Genomic DNA, 12,951 nt, shown 5'->3' with positions numbered 1-12,951 from the left:
CGTCGGACCCCCGCCCCGTGCACGTCGACACCACCTCCGGGGAGCCGCCGCACAACATCGACGCCGAGCAGGCGGTCCTCGGCGCGTGCATGCTCAAGCACCAAGCGGTGGATCAGGTCCGGGGGACGTTGGACGCGGGTGACTTCTACCGGCCCGCCCACGAGACCATCTGGCGGGCAATCCTCGCCCTTCGCGTCGAGGACGCCCCAACCGACCCCATCGCCCTCACAGACCACCTGCGAGGTAAAGGAGATCTCTCCCGCGTCGGAGGTGCGGCCTACCTTCACACGCTGGTCGCCGTCGCGCCGCCCTCGACAGACAGCGCCGACTACTACGCGCAGATCGTGCGCCGCGACGCCCAGCTGCGGACCCTGCATGCGACCGGTCTCCGCACCGTCCACCACGCGCTGACTCCAGGTGCCGACCCGGACGAGATCCGCACGGCCATCGAGACGGAGATCCGTGCCGAGCGTGAACGCGCCCTGGCCTCCGGCAGCAGCCGCCTGTCCCGCTACATCGTCAACGGCTGGGACTTCGTCACCAAGACCGGCGCGGACAAGGAACCCCTGTGGGGCACCCGCGAACAGACCGCCTGGGCCTCCGGCGAAAGCCTGATGATCGTCGGCGCACCCGGCGTCGGCAAGACGACCATCGCCCACCAGGTCGTCCTCGCCCGCCTCGGCCTGGAAGCCTCCGTTCTCGACCTGCCCGTCGCCCAGGGAGAACGCGTCCTCTACCTCGCCATGGACCGCCCCCAGCAGATCGCCCGCGCCATGACCCGCCGCATCACCCCCGCCGACGAGGCCCACCTGCGAGACCGGCTCGCCGTGTGGCAAGGACCGCTCCCCGCCACCCTCGACAAGGAACCCGACCTCCTCGCCGAACTCGCCGCCGCCCACCGCACCGACACCATCGTCATCGACAGCCTCAAGGACGCGGTCATCACCCTCGTGGACGACTTCCTGGCCGTCGCCTTCAACAACGCCCGCATGCGCGCCCTGCGCGCAGGCGTTCAGATCATGGAGCTCCACCACCAGCGCAAGGCCGCCGCCGACGCGCCACGAGGAATGCGACCGACCCTGGACCGGGTGTACGGCTCGACGTGGCTGACCGCCGGAGCGGGCAGCGTCCTGTTCATCGCCGGAGAGGCCGGCGACCCGGCGGTCACCATCCACCACCTCAAGACCGTGACCGGCGAGATCGGCCCCCTGCCGGTCGTCCGCGACCACCAGCGTGGCACCACCTACGTCGGGTCCACCCTCGACCCGGTCACCATCCTGCGCGCCGCCCAGGACGGCCTGACCACCCGCGACCTCGCGGCCGCCCTGACCGGCGAGGCCAACCCCGACCGCGCCGACATCGAGAAGGCCCGCCGCCACCTCGACCGCCTGGTCAAGACCGGGCTCGCGGTCAAGACCGAAGGCACCGCCGGAGGCGCCGGAGGCGGCCAGCAGGCCCGCTACCGCCCCTCCGCCCGGCACATCACCGCGGTCTCGTGACCGCCGCCACGGTGACCGGAGTGGCTGGGGGCAACGCTGTGACCGCGCCCCCGGTCAGTCCGTCGTACTGACCGACCGCAGGGACCGAGGCTCCGGTCAGCCGGTCACTCCGACCGGCCGGACTGACCGGAGTGCCGCGCAGGCCAACAGCCCGCCGACCTGCTGACCGGCCCGTCGGACGACCAACGGACGGCACCCACCAGGGCCACCGGGCGGCCGGTCAGTGAGCGGATCACCTACCCCACCGGGCACCGACAACCAGGCGCGGATCGTTCACGGGGCCGTACACGCACCCCTCCCGCGAAGGGGCCGGTGGAAGCCGTTCACATCGTCCATGCCGAGCGAAGAAACCGCAGGTAGAGCGATCACGGAGGCGTACATGCCGTCCACGCTACCCAGCGTTCACGCGCGAGCCCCCCTTTAGAAGGGGGGCTCGCGTGTACGCCCCACCGTGAACGACCCGCCTTCGAGGAGACTTCAAGCCGCCGCCCGCTGTAACCAGGCAGACCCAGCAACACGAGATCACCGTGATCCGAATCCTGAGCAGACCACCGGAAGCCGGAGCAAGTTGTGGGGTAAGCACTGCTTATCCCGGCGCCGTCCAGGACGGAGCAAGTTGTGGGGTACGGACTCCTTACCCCGGCCCCGCTCCTGGCGGAGCAAGTTGTCGCATTGGACGGTCCTATGGCCCGCCGCCGCACTTGCCCTCGCCCAGGGGTGCGAGAGCAAGTCCGGAACCGGTGGCAGCGGGGAGGCGGAGCCACCGATGCTCGCGATCGGACAGTCACGGTCCGCCGTCAGTCATGGGCTGCGGGCGCGAAGTAGTCGCGGAGCATGACAGTCGTCCATTCAGCCTGGCGTTGCTCTCCGCGAGGTCCCATCTCACCGAACCACGGCTTCACGTCCAGGACCGGCGTGCCATCGACGGCGTCGAGGTCTTCGACGTGAAGGTCCAGGCCATCGACCTTGAGCAGGCGGCAGCGGGAGACCCCGAGCCAGTTCAGGCGCCGCATGTTGCGGTGCCCAAAGATCCCGACCTCCGGCCACTCCGGGTTGTCCCGAGGCCAGCGGGCGCCGAGGTTCAGGTCGGTCGGGTCGGTGAGGTGGAAACGGAAGACGATCTCCAGGTGCGAGAAGTCCTCAAGCCCCTTGGTCGCATCGGCAGTGAAGCGGGATCCGTCCAGCCGGATGATCGCCCGGGTGCCGCCCCAGAAGTCGTCTGTCGGTTCGATCCGCCCGCCGACCACGTGGCCGAGGGCCTCGACCTCGAACGTCTCACGGTCTGCCATCAGTGACTCCTCATCAGGCTGTTTCGGTCAGGTACGCGGCAGCGCGTGCGTCGATCTCCGTGATCGCCGCGCTACCGCGCCGCCGGTAAGGGGAGAGCAGAGCGCGCATGTCGGCGGCGGCCTGGCGGGTGCGGCCGGACCGTACGCCGTCCATGGCGTCGAGCGCCTGCGACCAGGTGGCACAGGCCCGGTCGACGTTGTTCATCTGCGCGTACACGGAGCCGAGGTATCCCAGCGTCACCGCGTGGGTGCGGGTGAACTTCGTTGCTTTGCGGGTGCGGACGCTGTGGTGGAACTCGCGCACCGAGCCGTCGAGGTCTCCTATGTCGCGCAGGGCGCATGCGGTTTCGTGGGCGAGGCTGGCCTCACCGAAGAAGAACACCCGGTCCGGCTCGGCGATGTCGTCGCTCGCGGCGGACAGGTCGTCCTCGGCGCGCAGCAGCGCCTTGGCGGCGGCGTTCTTGCGGCCGGCGGCGGCCAGGCTCCGGGCGTGGACGACGCCGAGGAGAGCCCGCTCCCGTGGGGTGGCGAGCGCGTACCGGTCGCCGTCGACGGAGGCGGCAGCAAGATTGAGAGCCTGCTGCTGGTGTCCGAGATCGATGGCCTGGTGCGCCATGGCCCGCAGCACGTGGGCGGCCATCGGCGGATCGCCGGCCTCGGCCGCGAGCTTCACAGCTTCGGCGAAGTACCGCTGCGCTGTTGCGTGCTGGCCACCGTCGAACGCCATCCAACCCGCCAGGTAGGCGAGTTCGCTGGCTGCGGAGAAGAGATCACGGCGAACACGCTCGTCGGTGAACTTCCCGCGCAGGTAGGCGGTGACGTCGGTCGCCAGGTACTGCACCACGGACGTCCAGGCGTGACCACCGCCTCGCCGCTGGTCCACTTGGGAGAACAGCGTGGTCATGTCGCGGACGGCTGCGAGGTCGCCAGGGCCGACCCGCCGAGTTGCCGCAGCGCTGCGCGCACTGCCCCGCTCGGCCATGCGCTGCCACCAGTCTTCGCCGGGCAGGGAGAGCGCGGCCACCGAGTAGACCGCCACCCCCAGGGCCCGCCTGCGTTCCACGTCCACGTCGGTTCTCCCGAGTTCGGCCAGCGCGCTCAGCGTATCCGCGTCCCAGTCGGGTTTTTGGGGCGCGGGTGCGATCAGGCCGATCTGCTCCAGCGTCACGACCCGTCCGCCGAGCGCGCGGCCTAACGCCTCGGCCAGGAAGGCACCGACGTTCCCGGCCGGCTGACCGCCGTTCTTCCAGTGCGTGATGCTCGACTTGTTGGTCTCCAAGAGCTCGTCATGCTCAGCCGCCACCCGCCTGACCAGGCGCGCGATCGCATCGCCGGAGAGTTTCGTCTCGTCGATGACCTTCCGTAGCCGCTCGTTCGGTTCCCTCGTCGGCGCCAAAGCGCACCTCCCTGACGGGCCGTTAAACCGCTTAAACCGCATAGCGTGCCCAACACCGTACTCCCAGTAGCGATTAGGCGGTTCACTAATTGCATGCCGCTCCGCAGGGTGGAGCCGATTCGGGTCCTGGCCCCCTGCGGAGGGGCGGCCTGCGGGGGCTCCAGCCATGCATCCGACATCGAGAGCCGCCCCGCCAACTCGCGACCCCGGAGACGCTGATGACGACTGTCGACCGCACACCGCACCCGTGGAGCCTCAACATCGCCTCCACCCTGGTCGACCCCAACCGGCCGATCCCGCACCGGTCCACGAGTCCGACGCGGGAGGGCGCCACCGCGACCAGCAATCGCATGCTGCTGGACAAGCACCGCAGCAAGGACGGGCTGTGCGTCCGGTGCGAGAGCCCATGGCCCTGCGACGTGACCAGGAGCATCCGCTTCGGGAGCGCCGCGTGAGCAGCGCCGAGATCCACATCCAGGCCGGCGACCGGACCGTCATCTTCGTCCCGAACTGGGAACGCGCCCGCCGACGTGCCCTGGTCCTGCGTCAGCTCGCTGCCGGTCGTCGCCGCCGCAAGCGCCACCGGGAGTCGGCGGCGTGAGCACCGAGAACTCCGCGGACTTCAAGCTCCCCGAGGAGCGCCACCAGGGCCTGTACATCCGCACGTTCAAGATCGCGAAGGACGGCACTCGGTACGACGACTCCGGCGTCATCACAGTGGAATCGGAGCCCGGCGCCTACGCGTACCACCCCTCGGCCACTTGGCCCGCCTGCCGCTGCCCTCAGCACCGCGACAGCTGACCCGACCATCGCTGGCGGGCTACACGCCCTACGGCCCCACCAATCCCGTGTGTGAGAGGAAGAACCTCTTGTCCCTCGAACAGCTCTCACGAAAGACCGTGCTGGTCACCGGAGCCGGCGGCCTCATCGGCAGCCGCATCACGTCTCAGCTCCGCCAGCTCGACGCCCGACCCATCTCGGTGTGCAAGCTCGACGCCTACCCACGCGAGGTGTACCGCGAACGGTTCGGCATCGACGCCTCCGCCCCGGACTTCATCGTCGGCGACATCGCCGAGCCGGACCTGATGCGCAAGGTGATCTCCGGCTGCGACTACGTGATCCACGCCGCCGCCCTGGCCGACGTGGCAGCCTGCACCCGCCGACCGCTGGACGCCATCGACACCAACATCACCGGCACCCAACGCGTCCTGGACGCCGTCGCCGCCTCGGACCGGGTGCGCAGGATGGTGTTCGTCTCCTCCGCCAGCGTCTACGGCAACGGCAACCCGCAGTTCGTGGAGAACGCGGCGGTCCAGCCAGTGTCGGTGTACGGCAACAGCAAGGCATGGGGCGAGCACCAGACCGCCGCCGTGCTCGGCGGCGCCGGCATCTCCTACGCCGTGGTGCGGTACTTCTCGGTCTACGGCGAGCCGCAGGTCGTCAAGGAGCGGAGCCACTCCTGGGTGGTCGCCTGGTTCGCCATGCGGGCCGCACTCGGCCTGCCGCTGCACCTCAACGGCGGCGGCCGCCAAATCCGCGACATGGTCCACGTCGACGACATCGCCACCGGCACGCTGCGCTCGCTGGTCGCACCCCGCGCACACAACGAGACCGTCAACATCGGCACCGGAACTGGTACTTCGATCCGGCAGGTCGCCGAACTCGTGCGCAACCATTTCCCAGACGTGCCGCTGGTCGAGACGCCCATGCCGCCCGGCGACCCCGAGGGCGGATACGCCTCCATCCAGCGGATGGAGGACCTGCTGGGTTGGAGGCCGGCCATCACGGTGGCGGAGGGAGTCGCCCGCTACGTGGCCTGGCTGAAGGCCACCCCCGACGCCATCCCTGACTGGATGCGCCAGGCGGCAGCGGCCTAGATGATCGGCGGCCGACCCAGCCGAGTCATGGTCCACACCGTGCGCCAGCGCATCGGCTTGCGCCGGCCGCACGGCGTGCGCCAGCCCTCAGTGAAGCCCGCGAACCACGCCTTCAGCCCGGCCATATCCCGGGTCCGGGCGACGGTGAGCGCCACCCACACCCCGAGGTAGACCGGCACCAGCAGAGCGGGCAGGTGCCGGCGCGCCAGGTACACCCGGTTTCGGGCGTTCACCCGGTAGAAGAAGGAGTGCCGGGTCGGGCTGGTGCGCGGGTGCTGGAGCAGCAGCTCAGGGACGTACAGCACCCGCCACCCGGCGTCCAGCGCCCGCCAGGCCATGTCGGTCTCCTCGTGCGCGAAGAAGAAGGCGTCCGGCCAGTCCCCGACCTGCTCCAGCATCTTCGAGGACAGCGCGTGGCCGCCGCCGAGGAAGCCGGTCACCTCACCACCGCGCATCGGGTCGCCGGCTCGCAGACGGGGGACGTGGCGCCGCTGGGTGACGCCGGTCTCGTCCGCGATCCGGAAACCGACGATCCCCAGCCCGGGGTCGCCTTCATACAGGGTGGCGATCCGGACGAGGACGTCGTCAGCGACCAGCAGGCCGTCGTCGTCCAGGTCAATCACCACGTCCACGTCCCGCAGGTGGTCCAGGGCGGCGTTCCGGCCGCCGGTCACCCCGAGGTTCTCCGCCAGCTCCACACCGTCCGCCCACGACGGCAGCTCTGGCAGCCCGCACCCGTTGCCGACCACCACGACCTTCGCGGCCTTAACCGTCTGCATCTCCAGCGAGGCCAGCAGCTCGGCCAGCTCCTTCGGCCGCGTGCCCATGGTCAGGATCGCCACACCCAGCTTGACGCCCACCGAACCTCTTCCCTTCGAGGAACCAGAGATGACCTCGCGAACGCCGGATCACAGCACCGCATCGCTCAGAGAACTCGCCGAGAACCTGAGCCTTCCAGCCCATCAGGTCATGGACCAGGACACACTCGCCTGGATCGCCAGAAACCGGCCCCAAGCCTCAGCCGCGCCGCCCACCCTGCCACATCCGCCGCTCATGCTGGTACCAGCCGTCACCTGGTTCGCGCAGCCCCAGCTCGTCGACTCCATCCACGGCATCCGCCACAACGCCCGTGTCTCCCTGCTCGCTGGTCTGCTCGCCCAGGAGTACGAACTCGACCGCGATCACACCGCCGCCCTGTGCGCCGCCGCAGCGGTCCACGACTGCCAGCGGCGCGATGACCGCGACGATCCCGGGCACGGCCGACGGGCAGCACTCTGGTTCACCCGCAACCAACACGCCGTGACCACCATGCTCGGCCGGGAACTACCTCCTGCCCTCTCCACGCAGGCAGCCGCCGCGATCGGCCTCCACGACGTCCCGTACGCCGGCTTCACACCGCAGCAGAACCTCGCCTACCAGCGGGCGCCCCACCTGACCGACCTGCTCAAGGCAGCCGACTGCCTGGACCGCTACCGGCTTCCCCTCACCCGCTGGTGGCCCGACCCCTCCCACCTGCGCATCGTCATCCCCGCATGGCTCCACCCCGTCGCCTTCGACCTCGTCGTCCGAAGCGAACGGGCCCGGCTCAACGGCGCAACCAACCACGGGGCACTCATCCACGCCAGCCAGCTCCTCAACGCCCGGCAGTAGGAGGCCATCCATGCACAGCGAGTGGGACAACGCCCACACCGACCACACCAGCAGCGCCACACGGCCCGGCCCCTCCGGCCTCGCCGAGACCGAAGCCGACTGGCGCCACCACCTCGCACACGAGACACCCAACGGCTGGCTGCTCAGCGGCAACGCCATGACCAAGACGCTGGCCTCCGGACGCCCCATCCACCTGATGCACACCACCGTGGCCCTGAACGCGATCCGCACCAGCGGACACCTCTACGCCTCCACCGGCTGCCTGGTCGCGGCCCTCTACTGCGCGCCCCTCACCCCTGAGCCCGCCGGCCTGCGCCCCCACAACCTGGGCACCTACCTGCTGGAGACCAAGAAGCACACCCGCACCCTGGTCTTCGAAATCACCCCCGACGCCCCCGTGCCGCCCAAGGGCATCGACTACCTCCGCCTCGGCGCCATCCACCTGCGCACCTACCTCACCCACCGCAGCTTCCTCACCGAGGCCGAGGACGCCCAGCTCCGCCGAGCAGTGCTGGACCGGCTCCGTGCAGCGGCGCCCTTCCTCGACACCCTCCTCGCCAACGCCGCCGGGAAGCCGACACCGGACGCCGAGTTCATCGACCAGCTCGCCGCCACAGTGCCAGCCGTCCCGTTCCTCGGCTACCTCTACTTCGAGGTGCTCTCCGAGTACCTGATGCTCCACTCCACGACCCCCGAGACCAAGGCGTACGCCCAGCTCGGAGAGATGAACAACCGCCTCTACAAGCGGCTGGCCTTCTCCGCAGTCCAGGGCATGGACCAGCTCTTCGACCTGTCCCGCTTCAACCCGGGACACGAACGCCTCCTCCAGCTCGTCGGACAGATCGAGGCCAGGCTGAAATCCAAGGTGGCCCCGTACACCAGGCGTCGCCTGTCGCACCTGTTCGCCACCGTCGCGCTCGCCCCTGGCCAGGACGCAGCGTCCTTCACCTTCCGTAGCTCGGACTTCGACGTGCTCGCCGTGGCCGCACCTGGCTTGCTGGGGCAGCTCGTTTTCCGGGAGATGCGGATTGTCGATCGCTATCCGCAGCTCTACCTCGCCTTCGAGCAGGCCAAGGCCCTGGAAGCGTGGGCGTACTGGAACACCGAGGGCATCCCCACCCCGTTCAATGGAACGATCCCCAAGGGAGAAGTCGGGGTCAACCCCGCCTACCCGAGGTCCCGTTGCACGGTCTGGACCACCGAAACCTGCGAGCGCAACCTCCTGCATCCTGTGGAGCAGCTCGAAGTGGCCTTCCTCCCCCGCCTTGCTGAGCTGTCCATGACCGCCATGCGGCGAGACCAGGCAGGCAGGGCGGCTGGACATAGTCGGTGTGCCGCATCAGACTAACGAGCTTTCGGGCCGCGACGCCCCGCGTGTCGGAACCCAGCGAAGATGCCTACCAGCATCAAATCCAGTAGCTATCGTTCATACGCGGATCTGGATGCACGTCCTCCCTAATAATCCTAATAGAAAGATTCTTTTCTTCCCATGCATCGACGGCAGCACGCGCCTGATTGAGCGCCTCGCATTGACTGGCCGACAGGTAAAAGCGAAGAGATCTGACCAGTTCCCAGGCCTGACCCGCCGCCACTGTATCCACTGGACTCGCTGCCGAAGCAGCGAGGTACCGACTTACCGCACTACCCACGATAGCCCTATCAACGCGCGGGTTAAGTCTAGGAAGAATATCAACCCCACCGTCCGCGCTATAGGCAACAACAATCGTTGCAGGCGGATCCGTGTCAAGATATCTGATGGCATTATTAAACCTACTTCCGCGAGCCGGATCACCTATCCCGTGCGCTATGCCATCGAGAATTACCCCAACAGCATGACACCGGCCCCGCGGATCGATCAGTACCGCCCCATCCATGTCGGTGAGCTGATTCAGCAGTTCAGGTGAAAGCTCAACGGGTTCGACAGACCAAGCTTGAGGAGACAGACGCTCCGCCTCGCCGGCCGCATCTCCTGAGATGACTAGCATGGCACCATGGCGGTGCTCTCCGGCAGCCTGAGCCAGCTCCGAAAGGATCGTCACGTCAGCATCGGAGAATAGTCGGTCGACCAGATCGCGGAAATATTCCCAATCCAGCACACTCGTTGGCAAATGCGGAATCCCATCTCGGACGGTCAGGAGAACTTCTCCCCCGTGAGACAGCTCCCAAACGCCTCGATTGGTCACACTCACCACGAATACAGTCTCGCTGGCGATATCATACTCAGCAGTTATTACTCCGAGCCCGTAAACAGATTCTCCATCAGTTAGCAAATCCGCTTCAGGGCCGCTCGCCTCCAAGAGCTTTCTCACCGCTGGCACGTTGCGCATCTTCACAGGCTGCCGAAACCTGAGCAGGACATCAATGACAGGGTGACTTAGCTCTCCTATAACGAGGCGGCCAGATCCAGAGCGCCCTTCATACGGCAAGGCCGAAATACTGCTCATTAGCAGATGGTTTTCGCTGCCAAACCAGAATCCCGCGCAGTACATAGCCGATCGGAGCAGAGCCTCAGTCGCACTGCGGATAATCTCATCGGTGCTGGCCCCCAAGACCAGCAATCCTGAACCGGCATCCGGGAGATGCAACGAGCGCGTGGCACGCCTGATTGCCTCATCGATGACCGCGTGCGCCAAAGACCGTTGAATGGAGAACCTGTCACGCTCTTCCGTGGAAATCTTCGGGACGCGATCGAGGGCATCCCTGTCGACACTGACAACAATGTGCACATCGTAGTCTCCGACGCGGACCGATCTACCGGAAAAGATACTCCTGACGCCCCCGTCAGGAATTGCCGCAAGCGCCTCTTCAAGCGCCATGGCTCGCATCCTGTCACGCAGCTCCTGATGGCGCAGATCATGAGCTCGTGCATCGCTGTAGATCATGCTGCGATCTGGGTGGCTCGCATATAGCTCCGCCCCTCGTTCACGCACGCCTCCCAAATCGGCTGGAGAGTGCGGGCCATCTTCCGGCTCGATACAGATTTCGAACTCATGCTCGCCGGAAACCTGAAATCCAACCAACATAACCTTGGGGTCGCCAGCAAACCCAATAGCCTCGAGCGCCGACTTCACCGCAACTTCGGCCGAGATTCGAAAACTTGACTGATAGCCCCATATGAACTGGCTGATAAAGCGCCCACTCATTTCTAGCCCACACTCCTATTAAAGGATTCGCACCTGCTCTACCACAACACACAGAGGCGGCGGTCGCCACGTCAGGTATGCGCCGTGGTGCCCTGGTCGGCGATCTGGGCTTCGGCGAAGGTTCCGTAGTTCGTGGAGCGGTCAATTAGGCTCAGGTCCATGTCGCCAGCGGTGAACCGGCTTGTGAAGTAGCTGCCGGCGATACTCCGTGGGGCGCGTCCGGTAACCGAAAGCTGGCATGCTCCCTTATGTCGGGGGCTGCGCCTCAGGTGCTCGGTACGGGGCGTGTTCTCGTACAGGAAGCGCACCTCGGCAATCCCCGAGCCATCGGTCTTCACGATGGTCGCATTGGTGGAGCGGGACATGCTCTCTGCGGTGCGCAGCGTGGCGTGCAGGGTCCAGTAGGTCTGCTCAATAGTCAAGTAAGTGGTGATGGGACCGCGATTCCCGCTGGCGGGAATGCGGCTCTCGGGGGCCGTGGTGAGGATCGCCCGCCAGGTGCCGCCGATCCACGGATGCCCGGTGATGCGATGAATGAGCGGCCAACGCCAGGCCCACTTGTCGAAGATGAGGACGCCGTAGCCGAGCAGCGACGGAAGATAGACGAACAGGTGCTTCACATTCTCGGTGGGAGTGATGCCGAAAAGCGGAAGCGCGATGGTGTAGACGGTTGTCAGCACTGTTGCCGTCGTTCGGACGGTAGTGGCAGGGCTCATCGGCTTCACCCATAGTTGAGGTAGGTCCAGGCACCCTTGACCAGTGCCTGGGCATCGTCGACCGTCCACTTCTGGCCCGGTCCGAAGATTTTCTTGATCCCGTTCGGCTCTACCATGCCCCGCCCGCTGTCTCCGAACCACCAACCGAGCTGACGGTCGAGGTGAACGAGCGATTCCCGTATGGCGTCGTCGAAGGTGCCAGCGGTGAGGATGTCGTCCGGGACGTTGTAAATCAGGCACTCAGAGAAGTAGGACGGCAGCAGTTTAATGATCTTCTGCGCGGCCAGCTCGTTCTCCACCGACTTGAGCACGCGAACAGCGAACTTGTAGCGCCGGCTGGTGCGGGTGTTCTTTGCTCGGCCGTTCTCCAGCTGCTGGTCAGGCCAGTTCACGATCTCCGTGCCGTCCTTGGCATAGACGACGCTGCCCTCGTGGAACTGCTCGCAGTTGAAGTCGGTGTAGAGCAGGTAACGGAAACATGGAACGACGTCGATGCTGGGACGGCTTCCGGCGACCGCAGGGATGTTGAACGCGATGTTATGGTCCGCGTCAATGGGCCCACTGAAGTAGCCGTCCAGGGCGTTGAAGACCTCCTGACGCAGCTTGCTGGCCCGCCATGGCCCGTCGTAGGCCTTGCCGAGGATCTCCTGGCGCCGGAACCAGTTGACTAGCGTCGGGAAGTCCGCGTGAACCGGGCGGTTGAGCTGGACCTTGATGTACACGTCGGCGTCGGCCTGGACGTTCGTGTTGTTGCGGTAAGAGCCCTTCGCCGCCACACGTAATGTCCAGCTTCGCGAAGGCCCCATGGGCAGCAATGGCCGCCTTCACCATGGGCTCGGCCCGCTCCTGCCGAGCGGCTTCAGCCTCGGTGGCGGGCGCTATCCACTTGACGAGCAGCTCCCGCCGCTGCTGCTCGGTCAGACGTTTGTCCAACAGGTCCCCCTGCTCACGCGGAAGATGCAAGCACCCTACGCCCAGGTGCGGACACATGGGGACGCGTCGCACCCGCCGCCCGCGCCAAGCACCATTTGCGTCCTGGGCCAGCATCTGGAGTCAGCCATGGGGGCTCTGTCCAGCCAGAACGCCGCCAGCTCTGGTTGCAGTTTTGGTTGCATTCACCCCCGTCCGGCGACGTCCGAAGTCTGGCGAGCGAACCGTTCCGCCGCAGTTCAGGACGCCCACGGGCACCCCCGGAAACCCGGACGAACAGTTGGAAAGCGCGTTGGGGGCAACCCCTCACGAGTTCGAATCTCGTATCCTCCGCCGGCAGAAGGCCCGGACCGTTTCCTTAGGTTCTAACGGTCCTCGCAACACCCGCGATCTGTGGGAGTTGCGAGGACCGTGGGCGTTAGGCGTAGTGATCTTGCTGGGTTGCGGGAGC

At 66.7% G+C, this 12,951-nt stretch carries 13 protein-coding genes; 7 read left to right on the top strand and 6 right to left on the bottom strand.

Going from position 1 to position 12,951, the window contains the following annotated elements:
* Positions 1–17: 17 nt before the first annotated feature.
* Entirely contained in the window at positions 18–1,499 is a 1,482-nt protein-coding gene (locus tag AB0O19_RS26585) for a DnaB-like helicase N-terminal domain-containing protein (RefSeq protein ID WP_363623015.1), read from the top strand.
* Positions 1,500–2,296: 797 nt separating this feature from the next.
* Here AB0O19_RS26585 and AB0O19_RS26580 read toward each other — a convergent pair.
* Positions 2,297–2,788, bottom strand: a complete 492-nt coding sequence (locus AB0O19_RS26580; protein ID WP_363623013.1) for a TrmO family methyltransferase — start codon at positions 2,786–2,788, stop codon at positions 2,297–2,299.
* Between the two features lie 13 nt (positions 2,789–2,801).
* On the bottom strand, positions 2,802–4,184 hold the full coding sequence (locus AB0O19_RS26575) for a Tat pathway signal protein (RefSeq protein WP_363623012.1): 1,383 nt from the start codon (positions 4,182–4,184) through the stop codon (positions 2,802–2,804).
* Positions 4,185–4,402: 218 nt separating this feature from the next.
* Between AB0O19_RS26575 and AB0O19_RS26570 the strand changes: the two genes are divergently transcribed.
* From AB0O19_RS26570 to AB0O19_RS26555, 4 genes are all read left to right on the top strand, one after another.
* A complete protein-coding gene (locus tag AB0O19_RS26570) occupies positions 4,403–4,639 on the top strand; it encodes a hypothetical protein (RefSeq protein WP_363623010.1) in 237 nt (78 codons plus the stop codon).
* Positions 4,636–4,785, top strand: a complete 150-nt coding sequence (locus AB0O19_RS26565; RefSeq protein ID WP_363623008.1) for a hypothetical protein — start codon at positions 4,636–4,638, stop codon at positions 4,783–4,785. The genes AB0O19_RS26570 and AB0O19_RS26565 overlap by 4 nt, the downstream gene beginning before the upstream one ends.
* Complete coding sequence (locus AB0O19_RS26560) at positions 4,782–4,985, top strand: hypothetical protein (protein ID WP_363623006.1); 204 nt, start codon at positions 4,782–4,784, stop codon at positions 4,983–4,985. The genes AB0O19_RS26565 and AB0O19_RS26560 overlap by 4 nt, the downstream gene beginning before the upstream one ends.
* Before the next feature lie 68 nt (positions 4,986–5,053).
* Positions 5,054–6,061, top strand: coding sequence for an NAD-dependent epimerase/dehydratase family protein (locus AB0O19_RS26555; RefSeq protein ID WP_363623004.1), 1,008 nt, complete (start codon positions 5,054–5,056; stop codon positions 6,059–6,061).
* Here the strand turns inward: AB0O19_RS26555 and AB0O19_RS26550 are convergent.
* A complete protein-coding gene (locus tag AB0O19_RS26550; RefSeq protein ID WP_363623002.1) occupies positions 6,058–6,921 on the bottom strand; it encodes a glycosyltransferase family 2 protein in 864 nt (287 codons plus the stop codon). The genes AB0O19_RS26555 and AB0O19_RS26550 overlap by 4 nt on opposite strands.
* 193 nt (positions 6,922–7,114) lie before the next feature.
* Between AB0O19_RS26550 and AB0O19_RS26545 the strand changes: the two genes are divergently transcribed.
* A complete protein-coding gene (locus AB0O19_RS26545; protein ID WP_363623000.1) occupies positions 7,115–7,711 on the top strand; it encodes a hypothetical protein in 597 nt (198 codons plus the stop codon).
* Positions 7,712–7,721: 10 nt separating this feature from the next.
* Entirely contained in the window at positions 7,722–9,059 is a 1,338-nt protein-coding gene (locus AB0O19_RS26540; protein ID WP_363622998.1) for a hypothetical protein, read from the top strand.
* A 58-nt stretch (positions 9,060–9,117) separates the two neighbouring features.
* On the opposite strand, the gene AB0O19_RS26535 is transcribed toward AB0O19_RS26540, so the two are convergent.
* The 3 genes from AB0O19_RS26535 to AB0O19_RS26525 form a co-directional block, all read right to left on the bottom strand.
* Positions 9,118–10,854 (bottom strand): hypothetical protein, encoded by a 1,737-nt coding sequence (locus AB0O19_RS26535; protein WP_363622996.1) that lies wholly within the window; start codon positions 10,852–10,854, stop codon positions 9,118–9,120.
* Positions 10,855–10,925: 71 nt separating this feature from the next.
* Positions 10,926–11,534 (bottom strand): hypothetical protein, encoded by a 609-nt coding sequence (locus tag AB0O19_RS26530; RefSeq protein ID WP_363622994.1) that lies wholly within the window; start codon positions 11,532–11,534, stop codon positions 10,926–10,928.
* A 41-nt stretch (positions 11,535–11,575) separates the two neighbouring features.
* Complete coding sequence (locus tag AB0O19_RS26525; RefSeq protein ID WP_363622992.1) at positions 11,576–12,346, bottom strand: hypothetical protein; 771 nt, start codon at positions 12,344–12,346, stop codon at positions 11,576–11,578.
* Positions 12,347–12,951 lie beyond the last annotated feature (605 nt).

The organism is Kitasatospora sp. NPDC091276 (assembly GCF_040684355.1).
Classification (GTDB): Bacteria; Actinomycetota; Actinomycetes; order Streptomycetales; family Streptomycetaceae; genus Kitasatospora.
This window is presented reverse-complemented; position numbering and strand designations above follow the sequence as displayed.

Excerpts from the sequence above, each read along its gene's own strand:
- AB0O19_RS26540 (WP_363622998.1), top strand. The coding sequence starts at position 7,722 with ATGCACAGCGAGTGGGACAACGCCCACACCGACCACACCAGCAGCGCC.
- AB0O19_RS26535 (WP_363622996.1), bottom strand. The coding sequence starts at position 10,854 with ATGAGTGGGCGCTTTATCAGCCAGTTCATATGGGGCTATCAGTCAAGT.
- AB0O19_RS26545 (WP_363623000.1), top strand. The coding sequence starts at position 7,115 with ATGCTGGTACCAGCCGTCACCTGGTTCGCGCAGCCCCAGCTCGTCGAC.
- AB0O19_RS26580 (WP_363623013.1), bottom strand. The coding sequence starts at position 2,788 with ATGGCAGACCGTGAGACGTTCGAGGTCGAGGCCCTCGGCCACGTGGTC.
- AB0O19_RS26570 (WP_363623010.1), top strand. The coding sequence starts at position 4,403 with ATGACGACTGTCGACCGCACACCGCACCCGTGGAGCCTCAACATCGCC.